A 15,752-nucleotide genomic window follows, 5' to 3' on the forward strand; every position below is an offset into this window, starting at 1 on the left:
ATTTATCCTTTATTAACAATTGTATTAATCTCTAAAATCTGCTCCACTAACTCCAAAAGCACGCTAGGTGTTAGCATATTTGGACCATCACTTAAGGCATTTTTAGGATTTGTATGCACTTCGGCAAACAGCCCATCTATCCCAGTAGCTGCTGCTGCGCGCGCTAAAAGTGGCGCAAAAGAGCTATCTCCTCCACTTTTTCCTTTCAAGCCGCCAGGCATTTGCACTGCGTGTGTTGCATCAAAAATTACCGGAGCAAAGGCGCGCATAATTGCTAAAGAGCGCATATCTACAACCAAATTTCCATAGCCAAAGCTATTTCCTCGTTCTGTTAAACAGATTCCATATTCTTTTGCACTTTTAAAATCCACATTTTCCGCATTTGGATTCCTTATTTTTAGAGCCTTTAAAACAGAATATTGCATATCTTGCGGGCTCATAAACTGCCCTTTTTTGATATTTATCATAGCCTTTGTTTTTGCCGCTTCTACTATCAAATCTGTTTGTCTGCACAAAAATGCTGGAATTTGCATAATATCCACCACTTCTGAAGCAGGTTTTGCTTGGTAGCTTTCGTGGATATCTGTAAGAAGCTTATAACCAAATTTCTTTTTAATTAACGCCAAAGACTCTAAGCCTTTTTCTAAACCAGGTCCGCGATAGGATTCCAAACTTGTGCGGTTAGCCTTATCAAAACTCGCTTTAAAGTAAAAGTCAATTTTAGGATTCTTTGCCAAAGACTGCAAAGACTCTGCAATCTCTTCTAAAATTTCTTGGCTTTCAATTACACAAGGTCCTGCAATAATAATCATCTCTAAGCCTTCAATAAATTAAATTCGTGCCTTTTAAAGTCGTAATTATACACTTCTCCACTCTCAATAATATAATGCCACCCATAAATATTAAGCGTTCTTGCAAGGTATTTTTCTTTAACCTTTGGATAAGTAAAGAGATTTACAATTTGTTTTTCAATATTAATCTGCTCGGTTAGATATGCACGCATTGCTTTATTTTTGGGATTTAATGCCAACACTTGCTCTTTCACAGGCTCAATCAACTTTAGCCAGTTTTTAACATTTGGCATACTCTCAAAGTGTCCTTCTTCATGCAAAGCTGCGCAACCCCCACAATGGGAATGCCCGCAAATAATGATATTTTCTACTTTTAATTCTTCAAGCGCATATTCAATCGCTGAAGTTGTCGCTAAATACTCTTCTGCCTCTCTATAAGGTGGCACAATATTTGCGATATTACGCACTACAAAGAGTTCACCTGGAAGAGTATTTGTAATAAGATTTGGCACAACCCTAGAATCCGCGCAACCCACAAAAAGCGTATGAGGATTTTGCCCTTCTTTTAAATTTTCAAAAAGTTCCTTATAAACTAAAAAATTTTCTTCTTTAAACTTAATCGCGCCTTCAAATAGCAAATCCATTGTATTTGGTGCATTTGTTGAACCTTGCATATCTTTTTGTTCCATTTTGGATTCCAACTTTTCTTGCATTCTCTACCCTTAAGGCTTGATTTTGGCAACATCGCCAATTACACTTGATAAATCCTCACCAATGCTATACACATACAAATCCACACGACGATTTTTTGCGCGTAACGCTGGAATATCATTATTGGCAATAGGCGAAAACTCTCCCTCTCCCCCTCCTAAAATGCGATTTTTCTCTAAGCCTTGCTTCAAAAGTAGTTCTGCAACATTTACTCCACGCGCCACAGAAAGTTCTAAATTATCCGCAAACACAGCATTCGCACGCATAGGCACATTATCTGTATGTCCGATAGCTTTAACAAGCACTGCTTTTGGCATTCTTAAAAGCTCCAAGCTTAAGCGTTTTAAAAATGCGATTCCACTAGGATTTGTAAGCTCCGCACTTCCTGTGGCAAAAAGCAACTCTTCAGGAATTCTAATAATCACTCCTCTTTCTGCTTCTTCTAATTCCACGCTAGGACCATTTGAGATACGATTAACTTCATTATAATCTGTAATCAAACTTCCAAAAATATTTAACACATTTTCCATTTCAACTTGCGTTTCAATCGGAGTTGCTTTAATTGGTGCTGGAGGGTTAATCTGACTTTGCGAACCTTTTTCAAGCACTGCAAAAGAACCTTCTAGCGAACCTACTGCTTGTGCAATTTTTTGCGTATCAAAAGTTGCCATTGAAAGTAGCAAAATAAAAAATGTCAAAATCAGCGTAACCATATCTCCATAAGTTCCAAGCCATAGTGGCACACCTTGAGGACAATCACACGCTGGGCATTTCTTATCTTTTGCCACTACTTCACCTACCTTTATCCAAAATTTTGGGATTATAGCTTATCTTTAGTTATAATGCCATTTAATTTTTATATTTTGTGAGGAAATTTTGCACGCAATTATTGATTTTATTGTAGAATCCGTAAGCGCCTTTGGCTACTTTGGAATCTTTTTTATGATGTTTTTAGAAAGCAGTTTTATTCCTTTTCCTAGTGAAGTTGTGATGATACCAGCAGGTTTTTTAGCTCACCAAGGAGAGATGAATTTTTTTATCGCCATTCTTTGTGGAATCTTAGGCTCACTTAGTGGCGCACTTTTAAACTACTATTTAGCCTTATATTTTGGGCGTGAATTGCTAATAAAATGGGGCAAATACTTCTTTTTTGATGAAAAAACAATGGTAAAAATGGAAAATTTCTTTGCCAAACACGGACACATCTCCACTTTTAGCGGGCGTTTAATACCAGTGGTTAGGCAATATATCTCACTTCCAGCAGGGCTTGGCAAAATGCACTTACCACTCTTTTGCTTTTACACAAGCTTAGGGGCTGGCATTTGGGTAATTATCCTAACAACACTTGGATATTTTCTAGGACAAAATGAAGCAATTTTAAAAGAATATCTACATCTTATAACATTTACTTTGGTTGTGCTTGTATGTATTGGAATCGCAATTTACATTTACTTCCAACGCAAAGCAAAAGCCTAACAATAAGTTTATATTTTGAATTTCGTTTTAAGCAATACTTTACTTTAGATTAAAATATGGATATTTATTATAAAGATTTTGGGAAACTTCAAAAAAACAAAATCTAATTTCATATCAAACAGGAAAAAGAATGAAATAAGTGGAATATGGGGTGGGCGATGGGAATCGAACCCACGACCCTCAGGACCACAATCTGATGCTCTAACCGACTGAGCTACGCCCACCATACAACCATTAAGAACAAATGAGAAAGATGGTCGGGGCGAAAGGATTCGAACCTTCGACCCCTTGGTCCCAAACCAAGTGCGCTAACCAGACTGCGCTACGCCCCGACTAAAAAATAAAAAAGAAGTGGAATTATACTTTTTTAGCTCCACTTTGTCAAGAATATTACATAATCACCTAACTTTATGTATTATTTCACTCATTGTAATATAAAAAATTTTAATGCTCACACTCATTCCACCAAGCACTGCAAGATTGACAAAATAATGCTTCATTCTCTACGAACTCCATATTTTTATGTGCTAGGCAAAAGCGTTTATGGAATGTTCCATTCCATATTTCCCCTAAATCTTGCTTATACACATTCCCTAAACAAAATTTTTCAATATCTTCCTTTCCCAAATAGCTATTTCTTTGCGCCGAGCAACAGCCAACATCACCACTTGGAAATACATATAAACTTGCAAAAGGCGCACTACAAGTATGCCTTTGCTGCATTGTCCTAACTTCAGACAGTTTAACATTATCCAAAAATTCCCCACCATTTGATTCTAAACAACAAGTAAAACCTACCCTTATGCGCTTACATACCCCCTGCAAACAATTCCAAAACTCTAACATTTCCACTATTCTATGCCCTTCGTAGATAATATCTAGTTGTATTGCTATGAAAAGCTTTAGACTCTCAATTTGTTTAGCAATCTCTATTAAATTATGTTTAAAATTTTCAAAAAATCCTTTTGCACACTTATCATAAGTCTCTTTTGTAAAACAAATACCAATTCGCAAAGAATCTACCCCAGCTTTTACTAACTCTAAAAACTTCTTTGGAGTTAGTAAAACTCCATTTGTAGCAATCCCCACAGATGAAACCCCATATTCTTTAGCGCATTTTACGAAATCTGTTAAACGCATATCTAAAAGTGGCTCTCCTGGACCTGAAAAAATGCATTTAGCTTTAGCTCTACCAGCATATTGCAAAATATTTTCAACTTGTACGGTAGCAATTCTTTTATCCGTTTTAAAATAATCATTACAAAGAGTTTTACTTGAGCTATAACTAAACCAGGAACAAAAAGAACAATTTATATTGCAAGAATTTAATAGACCAATCCAAATTTCACGCGGAAATTCAAAAGAAAAATCCTTCACTACATTCCATTGTGTTGCAAGATTATACAATCTCCTATCTTCAAAAAATTGCGTTTTGTAGGTATTATTCCATTTAGAATGCAATATATTACGCAAATGTTTTTCTAGAATGCGATTTTTATAAGCATATTCTGTTGCATAGCGTGAAAAACTATCTAAATTTACAAGCTTAAAGAAAATAGAATCTCTAAATTTTTCATAAGGATTACAGAAAGCAAGATAGCTATTCTCCTTTGCCAAAATAACTTTTTTTAAAGTCTCAATTTCTAAATCAGCTAAATCTGTATTAAAGGCTACAAGAATCCCCCCCCCCCACACACATTTTGCAAGAACTTAAAAAACTCTGCACTATAAAAATCATCAGCAAATACAATTTCCACATCCTCTTGCAAAATATTTCTTAAAGCAAGATAATCCTCTAATTGAATCGCATTTTTAAACTTAACAAAATTAATTTTTGACATCCTGATCTCCTTGAGATTCTCATATGAAAACTGCGACAATTAAACATAATAAAATATTAATTGGCACTTAAAGTTTCACAATTTTTGCACCAAAGCCACCTAATTTTGGAGGAGCGTCTGTAAAGTCTAGCACCTTTGGATGAGATTTTAGAAAATCTCTTACCACACTTGATAATCGCCCTGTGCCAATTCCGTGATAAATTAACACTTCATCAAAGCCAGCAATAAGGCTGTTGGATAAGAAAATATCAAGGGCTTCTAGGGCATCTTCTGCACGCATTCCGTGTAAATCTAGCGTGGGGGAGACGGTTTGTGGGGCTTGAATGTTGATTTTGCTTGCAGGCACACTTGGCACATTGCCACTTAACTTTAGCTCACTAAGGGCTACTTTAACTTTCATTCCGTTTTCTAACTCTATTAATGCGCCTTGTTTGTTTGTGCTTAAGATGATTCCTTTCATATTGCGATATTTTATGCGTGTGCCTTTGGTATAGGAAATGTTAGAATTAGAATTATTGGAGCTAATGTTGGAATCGTATTTTATGGATTTTGCTTTGTTGATTAGGGCGTTTGCGTGGTTTAATGCTCTGTGAATATCGCTCTTAGTTTTTTCTTTAGCTGCGATTTTAGCGGCGTTTATGGCGTCTTGGTAGGTGGCTTCTAGCATGCTTTGGATCTTGTTAAACTTCTCTTGCAAGGCTATTTCTTTGTCTTTTAAATGCTGGAGTTTTTGCTCTAAAGCGTGGCTTTTCTCCTGTGCTTTTGAGATTTCAAGGGTTAGCTGCATTTCTAGGCGTGATGCGTTTTCAATGAGCGCATTTAGCTTTTCTTTATCTTTGCCATAAAGGATTTTTGCGCTGTTGATTAGGGCTTTTGGAATTCCATATCTTAGCGCGGTTTCAAATGCGTAACTCTTGCCAATTGTGCCATCTAAGAAGCTAAAGGTTGGCATTTGGCGCGTTTCATCAAAGAGAGCGGCTAGAAGCTGGACTTTAGGATTGCCTGCCATTAGGGCAGCTAGGCGTTTATGGTGAGTGGTGATGATGATTTTGTTGTTTTTTTGCATTAGGGATTCTAAAAGGACTTTAAAAAGGCTTGCGGCTTCATCGCTGTCTGTTCCTAACTCTATCTCATCAACACCGATGATTCCATCGCTTTGCTTTAAAATGTGGCTAAATTGCAACATTCTGCCACCAAAGGTTGAGATGTCGTTTTTGCTATTTTGCGGGTCTTCAAGGATAAAATCTAGACTCTTAAAGTTTGGCACTCTTGATTTGCTTGCATTTATGGGAAGTGGGATAAGGTGCTTTGAGAGAAAAACAACGCTTAAAATAGACTTTAGAAGCATTGTTTTACCACCGGCATTTACGCCTGTTATCATTAGTACTTGCCTTTTGAAATGCAAGGTTATAGATTTAGGATTTTTAAGTGCTGGGTGGGAGAAGGAATCCAAAAGGATTTCTGTGCTATTTGGCTTAGGGGCTAGAAATTCTAGGTTTTTTGCCTTAGCGAAGTTTAGGCGCGCTTGATAAGAATCAAAGCGGTCAAATTCCTTATCAATAAACTTTAAGAATAAAAAATGTTTGGTAAAAATGCTTGAAATTTCGCGCGCAATTTCAAAGAGCTTGGATTCTTTTTGGTTTTTTAGTTCGGTGTATTTGTCCTTTAAATTTGCGATGTTTTGGGGGAAAACATAAAAAAAGCCAGAAGCGGAGCGGTCTAAAATCTGCCCTTTTAGGATATGATGGAATCCGGCTTTTAAAAGCAGGCATTCTTCATCGTTTATTAGGTGGATTTGCCTATCCACTAGGTAGGGAGTGAGTTTGTTTTGATTTAGCGTATGGGAAAGTTGGGCGGAGATTTCGCGCTTTAGGTTTTCCAGGCTCGCATTTATGGAATCTAAATCTAAGTAAATGCCTGTTTTTAGGCTACCATTTTCTAAGAAGGATTTAACGATGGGTAAAATCTGCTCTGGGATTTGTATGGAGGAGAACCACTCACCTAGGATTCCTTCGCATTTTAGGTTTTTTAGGTAGAGAAAATAGCGGATAATTTTCACAAATTCAAAGATTTCATCAAGCTTTAAATGTCCAAACTTCTTTAAAAGCGCAAGTTGAGAGTGCAGGGGCTTCACTTCTTTTGGCGGAGTGAAAACTAGCGGTTCTAGAGCATTAATGTAGCGCAAATGCACTTTAATATCACCTTGTAAAAATAGCTCTTTAGGACGAGCTAGAAAACTTGTAAAGCTCTCATAAAAATCTTGTAAATCTAGGGATTTTAGGTATTCTTGCATTTTAATCTTTTGATTCTTCTTTAAGTTTGCAAGCTTTTAGCGGAATGATAACGCGCTTAAACTCTGTATCGCCTTTGCCCATTAGCGTGAGTGTGCCACTAATAAAATTAAAAGTTTTGTTGCTAACTTCTAGGGTTGTCGCTTGGGTTTGGCATTCTAAAATCTTGCCTTGTAGGAAGCTTTGGGCAAGCTCTGTGAGAGTGGCTTCAGTTTTGTCTTGGATAAGGGTAAAGATTCCAATGCCTGTTGCAATAACTAATAGGGCTATGCCTATGCTAATGCGTGTTTTGTAACTAACTAGATTGTATTTTGCTAGAAGTTGGATAAGGATCGCTAAAAGAATAATAAAAAGAGTTGCAATAAGAATAAAACGCACCATTTTAGATTCCGCCTCTTAGCGCATAAGTTAGATTGCCTGCATTAAAGCCTACTATAATACCTTCTTTTAAATGTGCAATTTCTTGGCTATCTTTAAGTAAATAGAGCGCATTGCCCATGCGCTTAACCTCATCAGCAAAAATGGGATTATATCGTGCAAAAAGGGTGGCAAAATCCATAGCAATTGCTACTTCCCCTGCTGCATATACAGGCAAAATCACTAGAGAATCCACACCTTCAAAACAACCAATAAAGCCTTCTAAATTGTCTTTAATGCGTGAATATTTATGTGGCTGCCAAATGGCAACTAGCTGTTTTGCGCCTTTTAACTCTTGGTATTTTTTGAGTGCTTTTAGTGTGGCGGTGATTTCTGTGGGATGGTGAGCATAATCGTCAATAATCACGCACTCGCCTTGCGTTAAAATGTCAAATCGCTTTTTGATTCCACAATAATCTTGGATATTTTTCCTAATTTCATTTAAAGGTAGAATCTGTGAAGCGGCTAAAATTGCAAGAGCTGCGTCAATGGCGATATGTTCGCCTAAGCCATAAACGCTAAATGTGCCATAGTCTTTGTTGGCGTTTGTTAGGGTAAATTGTGTCTTTGGCATACCATTTTCTACAATGTAGCGGATATTTTGCAAATCTTTGCTAGGATAAAATCGCACACATAAATTGCCCAAATCTTGCAATGCACCTAAAAAGGAATCTTCAGCATTGATAACACAAATCTTTGCAAGACGCAAAAAGCTTTCATACGCTCCATAAAACTGCGATAAATCGTGATTGTAAGTTTCCATATGCTCTGGCTCGGCGTTTGTAACAATCGCACAAGTAGGATTGCATTCTAGAAAGCTTTTATCGGATTCATCAGCTTCAAAAACCACGCGATTACCACTTAAAGCGCGTGTGTTAGAGCAAAACTCTTTGCTCTCTGCTCCAATTAATGCACTAGCGTCTTTTAAAATTGCGCTTAAAATCGCCGTTGTCGTGCTTTTACCGTGTGCGCCTGCAACCGCAAAGACTTCTTTGTTTCCTAAAATCATCTTTAGCGATTCTTTGCGTGAAAGCACAGGGATATTTTGCGCGTGGGCTTCTTGCACTTCAATATTGTCTTCTTTGATAATTGCAGAGTGAATGACTAGATCCTGCCCGCAAATTGCGTCTTTTGTGTGGGGAATGCTAACTTGGATTCCAATTTCTTTTAACTCTTTTGTAACGCTTCCTTCTGCGATATCAGAACCGCTAATCTCCACGCCTTGCGCACGCAAAAACTTCGCTAGCGCAGAGATTCCTATACCACCAATTCCTATAAAATGGATTCTTTTAATGCTTATATCCACTTAGCAATCCTTAAAAGCGCATCTTTAATCACAGATTCTTCATACACTAATGCTAAACGCACAAAGTTTCTTCCGGGGTTTTGCCCTTGCGCATCAACGCGCGATAAAAAACTTCCAGGTAAAACTAAAATGTTTTCTTTAAGCAAAAGATTACGCGTAAATCCTAAGTCATTTTCAACAGGAAGCCACACATAAAAGGTATCTTTTGGAATGGGCAAGTTTGGAATCTTTTTACACAGAATTTCTTGTGCTAACTTTAGATTTTTTGCATATTCTTGGCGGGAATGCTTTGTGTGCGCTTCATCACTCCACGCAATACTTGCTGCTTTTTGTAAAGGCAAGGGAGAGGCACAACCTATATAAGTGCGATATTGTGCATAATCTTTTAAAACTCTAGAATCCCCTGCAATAAATCCACTTCTAAGCCCAGGCGCGCTAGAACGCTTAGAGATAGAATTAAGAGCTAAAATATTCTTAAAATCTGTATTACCCACTAAAATGCTAGCTTGTAAGATAGAAGCGGGCTTTTTATCAGTGTAAATTTCACTATAACATTCATCATTTAAAAGTAAAAAGTCGTATTCTAAGGAGTAATTTACCCATTGCTTAAGAGAATCTATGGGCATTGTTGCACCGGTGGGGTTATTTGGTGAGTTTAAAATCACTAAATCGCATTCTTGCATTTGCTCTTTACTTAAGCTTGGGGTAAAGTTGTTTTGGGGTGTTAGATTCATATAGATTGTTTTTGCTCTTGCTACAATGCTCGCACCTTCATAGATTTGATAAAAAGGATTTGGATGAGCAATAGTTGGAGAGCATTTGTCAAAAAGATAGAATTGAGGAAAATTAAATAACACTTCACGCGTGCCAAAGGTTGGAATTAACATTGTAGAATCTAAATCCAAATCAAAGCGGTGCTTGATAAAATTTAGCATTGCTTGTTTTAGATAATCTTCACCGGCGGTTTTTGGGTATTTATTAAGTAAATCCACGCTTTCTTTTAAAGCATTACAAATATTTTTAGGTGTTTGAAATTGTGGTTCGCCAATGGTTAAAGAAATCCGCCCTTGTTTTTGTGGAATATCTTTAATTAAAGCTTGAAGTTTCTCAAAAGGATATGGTTGAAACTCCATTATTTTTTCCTTTTTGTGGATTTTTTGTTGGAATCTTTTTTAGATCCCTTAGGGGAATTTTTGGAATCCTTGTTTTTTAAATTACCTTTGCTGTGGAATTTGTTTTTTGGGCGATTTTTATCTCTTTTGTCCCTTATATTGCTGGTTCTGCTAGATTTTTTGTGCTTGCGTTCATCATCTAATTGAAACTGCAATGCATTTAAATCCTTTTTGTTTAGCCCAATTTTATTTGGTCCTAGCACTTTAGAATCTTGCAAAACCATTGATAAAAGCTTGCAAACAAGCTGTGTTATGTCTGCATTACCACGGATTTGCTCATACACACGCAAGGCATCATCACTAATTGCATGCTTTAGGATTTTATCTAAAATGTTGGAATCCTTTTTATCCATTGTATCTTGTATGCTTGGAATCTCATAAAGCTCAATGCTAGCTTTTGTATTTTCTTTAATACGACGAAGCTCTTTAAACTCTAAAGGCGTTGCAAGCGTAATCGCTACACCCTTTTTACCTGCTCTTCCAGTTCTTCCAATCCTATGCACATAAGATTCTGGATTTAGTGGAATATGGAAGTTAAAAACATGGCTCACTCCACTAATATCAAGCCCCCTTGCTGCAATATCTGTGGCAACTAAAATATCAATTGTGGAATCTTTAAAAGCTTTAATGGATTTTACGCGTTCTCTCTGCTCCATATCGCCATGTAATGCTCCAGCTTTAAAACCGCGTGAAAGTAGGCGTTCTGAAAGAATATCGGCTTCTTTTTTCATTCTTGTAAAAATAATTGCCTTTTGTGGCATTTCGCTATCAATTAGGCGCACAATCGCGTCTTCACGCTCTTGTTCATTGATAATATAATAGCGTTGAGATATGTCTTGGTTTGTTGTATCATCTTGAGTGATTTTAATTAACTTTGGATTGCTTAGAATCTTTTGCGCTAGATGTTTAATAGGTGTTGGCATTGTCGCTGAAAAGAGCAAGGTTTGACGGTCACTTGAAAGATAGGTAAAAATCTCTTCAATATCATCTAAAAAGCCCATATCTAGCATTTCATCAGATTCATCAAGCACAACAACACTAGGATAGAAGTTTTTTAGCCGTTCATTGCGCAAATGATCTAGCAAACGCCCCGGAGTTGCAATAATAACTTGTGGCTTTTTCTCTAAAAGTTCAATTTGTCGCCTTATGGGCTGTCCGCCAAAGAGAGAAACTGTTTTTACCCTATTGTATTTGCCAAGCTTAAAAATCTCATCACTAACTTGCATTGCAAGTTCCCTTGTAGGCGTAACGATTAGCACTTCAATGCTACCATCATTTTTTAGATTATTAATAAGTGGCAAGCCAAAAGCAGCCGTTTTTCCAGTGCCTGTTTGTGCTTGAGCAATGATATCAAGCCCATCTAAAATTAATGGAATCGCTTCTTTTTGGATAGGGCTTGGCTCGCTAAAACCCGCTTCTTTAATGCCCCTTAAAACACTTTTTTTAAAGCCAAAGCTTTCAAAACCCTCTCCTAAATCCCAACTATTTGTCTTTGTTTGCTTTTTCATAATTCCCTTTTGTTTTAAAATAAGCTGTAATTATAGCACTAAAAATGCCTAAATCACTCTGTAAATCCAAAGCGATTCTCTTTGACAGAGCTGGGCAAAAGAGCAAATTTTGCATTTGCATTTATTTTGAGCGCTTTTGTCTCCCTTATAAGTTCATTTGGGCTTTTCCATATATTTTCTGGATCTATGTAAATGCACTCAAAACAAATTTCATTAATTAATGCAAAATAAATAGTGTTCTTATAAGCTGTTTTTACAATATTAAATTTATTTTGCCCTAATATTTTCATTTTAATCTCCATTGCACGCTTTTCGTTTGTGCTAATAATCAAAAAATGCTTTCTGTTTGCTTTGCAAAGTTTATCAATATAATGATATGTTAAAGCATCTTTTTCATTTAGGCGATCTTTGTTTAAATGTTCCATATATTGTTCTACAAAATAAATAATATTTGGAACACGATCATTCTCTTGTATTTTAAAAAAATTTTTAGAAAATGCAATAGAATTTATAGATTTTTTATAAATCTTATTGTCTAAAATTGTAATACAAATATCCAATCCACTTTTGACTTTTTTATGTATCCTTATATAAACTTTTTGATACAATTCAGAAAAAGACTTTAAATAGTGCGCTTCAAACCTTTCTTTTATATCCAATAAATATATAAAAAGTTCACCATAATATCTCTCATTTTTTAATGCTTCTTCTAATTCTTTCCTAGCTTTTTCTAACTTTAGCGTATTTTTATCTAAATCTAAATTCGCTTGGATTCTGCGCTCAAACAATAAAATATCACTTCTTAAGGAATTAATACGCTTTTGCGCTAAACTCTGACTATCTTTTGCGTTATTTACAGCAACAACTAAAGCTTGATAGTGGCATTGTTTAGACAAAAAGAAATCTTGAAAAATTTGCTTTAAATTTGCATTGCTATAGCGCGAAAAGTCCATAAATGCAGAATCCAAACGCGTCATAACACTTAATTCTTCGATAAAATCATCTTTGGCTATGGTTTTATCATTAAAAAGCAAATTATCCAACGCCTTCACGCCAAAACGCTTTAAATGCGCATAATCAAACAAAATCTCTTCATTAGATATAGGTAAATCATTCAAAAAAGAAATTGCCAAAAACTCTTGATGAAAATAACTTTTAAGTGTTTCAATAAGCTTAATGGTAAGTGGGATTTCTGTAATTTTCGTGTAATCTGTATTTTTATAAATCTTTTGCACAATCGCATCGCGCGCATTACTTTGAAGCGTAAGCAGCTCTTCATCGGTATCATGATGCCAAAAATCTGATTCGCTAATCATCGTATTGCCACCAAATTCTTGAAACTTTGAGACTTTGCAATCTGTAATTTGATGTATCTCATTACAACGAAACTCTACATACATTCCAACCATTGGCATTACCTTTTTATCATGCCAAGTCTCTTTATTAAAATCAAAAAGCATTTTAGAAGCGTTAATCACAACACCCTTGCCATTACTATTTAAATAACGCACTATTCTACCATGCATTGATTCTGCCTTTGATACATTGCACGATAAACTTCTTGCATACGCATTTCTAGCTGTTCAAACCACTCTGCATTTTCTGGGATAAAGGATTCCAAATACTGCACACTAAAAGGTGTATTATCAAACTCTAATTTTTCAAAGTTAAAACTCTTTCGTGTGCCACAAAAAACTACTGGTTGCACCTTTAGCTTAAAATGTTCCACTAAAACCTTTGCCCCACTTTTAAAAGGAAGTAATTGTTCCCCCCCTTTAGATCGTGTGCCTTCTGGAAAAATACAGAGCATTCTACCGCTATCAAGCCTATCTTTCGCTTCTTTTAATAAATACACAAGCTCTTTTTTACTCTCTCTGTTAATTAAAATCATCTTAGGAGCTTTGAGCGCATGCCCATATAAAAATGCCTCGCCAAGCTCTTTTTTAGCAATCCAACATAAATTATTTGGATGGACTGCTTCAAAATACATCACATCCATAAAGCTTTGGTGATTCATTATTAAAATCTGTGCACTTGGATCTAGATTGCCTTGTATATAAGGCTTTACCCTAAAGAGTTTAAAAAATACTAGGGCTATGCTTCTACGGATTATGCGATGAAAGGCATTAAAGATATACATTAATGCAATACCAAAAGGCATTACAAGCAAAATATAAAGCAATGCACTATAAGCTCTAATCTTGGATATCATCTTTTTTTACCCACCCTATGCGTTCATCTTCTAACATCACTTTATAGTAGCTATTGCGTTCTCCTAAAATTTCTGCTCGTATTGGTTTTTGTGTTGTTAGAACAATTGTAGAATTAAATGTTGGTTGGATTCTTAATGCGACATTTGCCTTAATTGTTACATCACTTTTTAATGTTAGGAAATACAGCACCAGCACTAGTGCAAAAACGCCCAGCAAAATAAAAATTGTTTTACGCTTATACAAATAAAGCCCAAAAAATAAAATTGCAAAAAATACAACCAAAGAGATTTGAAAAAATTGATAATTATTCTTTGGCTTAATATCACTTTGCGTACTAACACGATCTTCGCTTGCAATATTTGGAACTTGCAGAGTTTGGTATTTAGAAGTTTGCGTATTAAAATAATCAAAACTAATTGTATTTTGTGTTTTGGGCACAATCACATAGTAAAATGCTACTCCCTGCTTATAATCTCCACTTTTACTTTCAATACCCTGTTGCTTATAGTTTTCAAGCTTGAAGTCAAAAAGATTTGCCATTGTGCTTTGGAGTTGAAGAACCACTAAATTTTGCGTGGAATCATAACTTGTGATTTTTGTATCTAAAATCTGCAAATCTTGAGCTAAGACTTGGGAATACTCGCCCTTGCGCTCCAGCTTAATTGCTCTTGCACTACCTCCTACAAGAACTTCACTAACTAATCCATGATTTGTAAGAACATTTACTTTAATGCTAGGAATTACAAATTGCGATTGCTTGATTTTTAGATAAAAAGTGTTTTTAAGGCTAGAATCCTCTGGATTTAGCTCCCAAGCTTGATTTGGATTTAAAATTTCTATGCTATTTTTTAAATCATCAAAAATAAATTCTGTTGTAATTGTGGAATACTGCGTAAAAACCAGCATTTTAAGCTCTAATGCAATAATTTGATTTACATATGAAATATCCACTAAAGGTGTAAGCATTTCCAAATACACATTTTTTACTAAAGAATTATTAGAAGCTTTACTATTTAAAGATGGATTATTTATCGCCTCTTGAGACATAGAGTTTTGCATCGTAAAATCTTGCGATTGCAAAGACTCATTTTGCAATGCTTCAGATTCTATATTTTCTTCAATATCACTTTCTGTTATAGCATTAGGAAGTGGGGCTTGCAAAACATCATTATTAGAATCTAAAGTTTGTGATTGTTGAAATAACTCTTTTGATTCTGTATTTGGAATCTCTAAAGGCTCCGAACTTTGCTGATTTTGTGTTTCTGTATTTTTTGTATTTTCCAAACTTGCTTCTGGAAAAATGCGTGTTTCATCTGCAAATGATCCTATGCAAAGCCCAAACACACAAAAAAAGGCAAATACGATTCTCATAAAATTTTCAAAAATCCCTGAAGCATTTTTAGCCCTGCATCCTCACCCAAAACTTTTTCTATAGCACGCTCTGGATGTGGCATAAGCCCAAAAACATTTTTAGTAACATTGCAAATTCCTGCAATGTTACGCACAGAACCATTTGGATTTTCTACATATTCTAGTAAAATCTGATCGTTTGCTTCAAGGGATTTTAACCCCGCTTCATCAATATAATAATTTCCATCTGCATGCGCAATAGGAATTTTTATTGTATCTCCTTTTTGAAATTTTTCTAAAAAAATATTAAAATTATTCACAACCTTTAAATCACAATTTTTAGAGATAAAATGTAAATTTGTATTGCGCTTCATCGCGCCAGGAAGCAAGCCACTTTCAAGCAAAATCTGAAATCCATTACAAATTCCAAGCACATAACCACCCGCATTTGCAAACTTCACAACCGCTTGCATAATTGGAGAAAATCTAGCAATTGCTCCACTACGCAAATAATCCCCATAACTAAAACCTCCAGGAATCACAACTAAGCGTGTATCTTTTGGAAGCTCTGTATCTTTATGCCACACAATTTGCGTTTTTACCCCAAGCAATGAAAAGGCATATTCCATATCATATTCACAATTTGTGCCTAAAAACTGAAGAATTGCAACCATTG

15 protein-coding genes and 2 tRNA genes are annotated in these 15,752 nt (G+C 35.7%); 1 reads left to right on the forward strand and 16 read right to left on the reverse strand.

Features of this window, described 5'->3' with window-relative positions; all coding sequences use genetic code 11:
* Nucleotides 1-2: 2 nt before the first annotated feature.
* The 3 genes from kdsA to IP358_RS06205 form a co-directional block, all read right to left on the reverse strand.
* Entirely contained in the window at nt 3-812 is an 810-nt protein-coding gene (kdsA, locus tag IP358_RS06195; RefSeq protein ID WP_006802721.1) for a 3-deoxy-8-phosphooctulonate synthase, read from the reverse strand.
* Nucleotides 813-814: 2 nt separating this feature from the next.
* Complete coding sequence (locus tag IP358_RS06200; RefSeq protein WP_040498681.1) at nt 815-1,435, reverse strand: carbonic anhydrase; 621 nt, start codon at nt 1,433-1,435, stop codon at nt 815-817.
* A 78-nt stretch (nt 1,436-1,513) separates the two neighbouring features.
* The gene (locus IP358_RS06205) at nt 1,514-2,290 is read right to left on the reverse strand and encodes an OmpA/MotB family protein (RefSeq protein ID WP_040498553.1); all 777 of its coding nucleotides are present in this window, start codon (nt 2,288-2,290) and stop codon (nt 1,514-1,516) included.
* A gap of 88 nt (nt 2,291-2,378) precedes the next feature.
* On the opposite strand from IP358_RS06205, the gene IP358_RS06210 reads away from it, so the two are divergent.
* Nucleotides 2,379-2,978 carry a DedA family protein gene (locus IP358_RS06210; RefSeq protein WP_006802724.1) on the forward strand — a complete coding sequence of 200 codons (600 nt, stop codon included), beginning with the start codon at nt 2,379-2,381 and terminating at the stop codon, nt 2,976-2,978.
* A 147-nt stretch (nt 2,979-3,125) separates the two neighbouring features.
* On the opposite strand, the gene IP358_RS06215 is transcribed toward IP358_RS06210, so the two are convergent.
* The 13 genes from IP358_RS06215 to purQ form a co-directional block, all read right to left on the reverse strand.
* Nucleotides 3,126-3,202 (reverse strand) — tRNA-His (locus tag IP358_RS06215).
* A 30-nt stretch (nt 3,203-3,232) separates the two neighbouring features.
* Nucleotides 3,233-3,310, reverse strand: a tRNA-Pro gene (locus tag IP358_RS06220).
* Between the two features lie 112 nt (nt 3,311-3,422).
* On the reverse strand, nt 3,423-4,673 hold the full coding sequence (locus IP358_RS06225) for a radical SAM/SPASM domain-containing protein (protein WP_006802725.1): 1,251 nt from the start codon (nt 4,671-4,673) through the stop codon (nt 3,423-3,425).
* Entirely contained in the window at nt 4,649-4,819 is a 171-nt protein-coding gene (locus IP358_RS06230) for a hypothetical protein (protein WP_006802726.1), read from the reverse strand. Before IP358_RS06230 ends, IP358_RS06225 begins: the two co-directional genes overlap by 25 nt.
* 67 nt (nt 4,820-4,886) lie before the next feature.
* On the reverse strand, nt 4,887-7,112 hold the full coding sequence (locus tag IP358_RS06235; RefSeq protein ID WP_006802727.1) for an endonuclease MutS2: 2,226 nt from the start codon (nt 7,110-7,112) through the stop codon (nt 4,887-4,889).
* Between the two features lies 1 nt (nt 7,113).
* The gene (locus IP358_RS06240) at nt 7,114-7,491 is read right to left on the reverse strand and encodes a hypothetical protein (protein ID WP_006802728.1); all 378 of its coding nucleotides are present in this window, start codon (nt 7,489-7,491) and stop codon (nt 7,114-7,116) included.
* A gap of 1 nt (nt 7,492) precedes the next feature.
* Nucleotides 7,493-8,833, reverse strand: a complete 1,341-nt coding sequence (gene murC, locus IP358_RS06245) for a UDP-N-acetylmuramate--L-alanine ligase (protein ID WP_006802729.1) — start codon at nt 8,831-8,833, stop codon at nt 7,493-7,495.
* Nucleotides 8,824-9,966 carry a succinyldiaminopimelate transaminase gene (locus IP358_RS06250; protein ID WP_006802730.1) on the reverse strand — a complete coding sequence of 381 codons (1,143 nt, stop codon included), beginning with the start codon at nt 9,964-9,966 and terminating at the stop codon, nt 8,824-8,826. Before IP358_RS06250 ends, murC begins: the two co-directional genes overlap by 10 nt.
* Entirely contained in the window at nt 9,966-11,513 is a 1,548-nt protein-coding gene (locus tag IP358_RS06255; RefSeq protein ID WP_006802731.1) for a DEAD/DEAH box helicase, read from the reverse strand. The genes IP358_RS06250 and IP358_RS06255 overlap by 1 nt, the downstream gene beginning before the upstream one ends.
* 53 nt (nt 11,514-11,566) lie before the next feature.
* Nucleotides 11,567-13,039: a hypothetical protein gene (locus tag IP358_RS06260; protein WP_006802732.1), complete on the reverse strand. Its 1,473-nt coding sequence runs from the start codon at nt 13,037-13,039 to the stop codon at nt 11,567-11,569.
* On the reverse strand, nt 13,024-13,725 hold the full coding sequence (locus tag IP358_RS06265; protein WP_006802733.1) for a lysophospholipid acyltransferase family protein: 702 nt from the start codon (nt 13,723-13,725) through the stop codon (nt 13,024-13,026). The genes IP358_RS06260 and IP358_RS06265 overlap by 16 nt, the downstream gene beginning before the upstream one ends.
* Nucleotides 13,709-15,097 (reverse strand): SH3 domain-containing protein, encoded by a 1,389-nt coding sequence (locus tag IP358_RS06270; protein WP_232086739.1) that lies wholly within the window; start codon nt 15,095-15,097, stop codon nt 13,709-13,711. The genes IP358_RS06265 and IP358_RS06270 overlap by 17 nt, the downstream gene beginning before the upstream one ends.
* Nucleotides 15,094-15,750 carry a phosphoribosylformylglycinamidine synthase subunit PurQ gene (gene purQ, locus IP358_RS06275; RefSeq protein ID WP_006802735.1) on the reverse strand — a complete coding sequence of 219 codons (657 nt, stop codon included), beginning with the start codon at nt 15,748-15,750 and terminating at the stop codon, nt 15,094-15,096. Before purQ ends, IP358_RS06270 begins: the two co-directional genes overlap by 4 nt.
* Between the last annotated feature and the right edge of the window lie 2 nt (nt 15,751-15,752).

Origin of the sequence: Helicobacter winghamensis ATCC BAA-430, from assembly GCF_028751035.1 — a bacterium.
Taxonomy (GTDB): domain Bacteria; phylum Campylobacterota; class Campylobacteria; order Campylobacterales; family Helicobacteraceae; genus Helicobacter_D; species Helicobacter_D winghamensis.

Excerpts from the sequence above, each read along its gene's own strand:
- kdsA (WP_006802721.1), bottom strand. The coding sequence starts at position 812 with ATGATTATTATTGCAGGACCTTGTGTAATTGAAAGCCAAGAAATTTTA.
- IP358_RS06200 (WP_040498681.1), bottom strand. The coding sequence starts at position 1,435 with ATGGATTTGCTATTTGAAGGCGCGATTAAGTTTAAAGAAGAAAATTTT.
- IP358_RS06230 (WP_006802726.1), bottom strand. The coding sequence starts at position 4,819 with ATGTCAAAAATTAATTTTGTTAAGTTTAAAAATGCGATTCAATTAGAG.
- IP358_RS06235 (WP_006802727.1), bottom strand. The coding sequence starts at position 7,112 with ATGCAAGAATACCTAAAATCCCTAGATTTACAAGATTTTTATGAGAGC.
- IP358_RS06240 (WP_006802728.1), bottom strand. The coding sequence starts at position 7,491 with ATGGTGCGTTTTATTCTTATTGCAACTCTTTTTATTATTCTTTTAGCG.
- IP358_RS06250 (WP_006802730.1), bottom strand. The coding sequence starts at position 9,966 with ATGGAGTTTCAACCATATCCTTTTGAGAAACTTCAAGCTTTAATTAAA.
- IP358_RS06255 (WP_006802731.1), bottom strand. The coding sequence starts at position 11,513 with ATGAAAAAGCAAACAAAGACAAATAGTTGGGATTTAGGAGAGGGTTTT.
- IP358_RS06260 (WP_006802732.1), bottom strand. The coding sequence starts at position 13,039 with ATGCATGGTAGAATAGTGCGTTATTTAAATAGTAATGGCAAGGGTGTT.
- IP358_RS06265 (WP_006802733.1), bottom strand. The coding sequence starts at position 13,725 with ATGATATCCAAGATTAGAGCTTATAGTGCATTGCTTTATATTTTGCTT.
- IP358_RS06270 (WP_232086739.1), bottom strand. The coding sequence starts at position 15,097 with ATGAGAATCGTATTTGCCTTTTTTTGTGTGTTTGGGCTTTGCATAGGA.
- purQ (WP_006802735.1), bottom strand. The coding sequence starts at position 15,750 with ATGGTTGCAATTCTTCAGTTTTTAGGCACAAATTGTGAATATGATATG.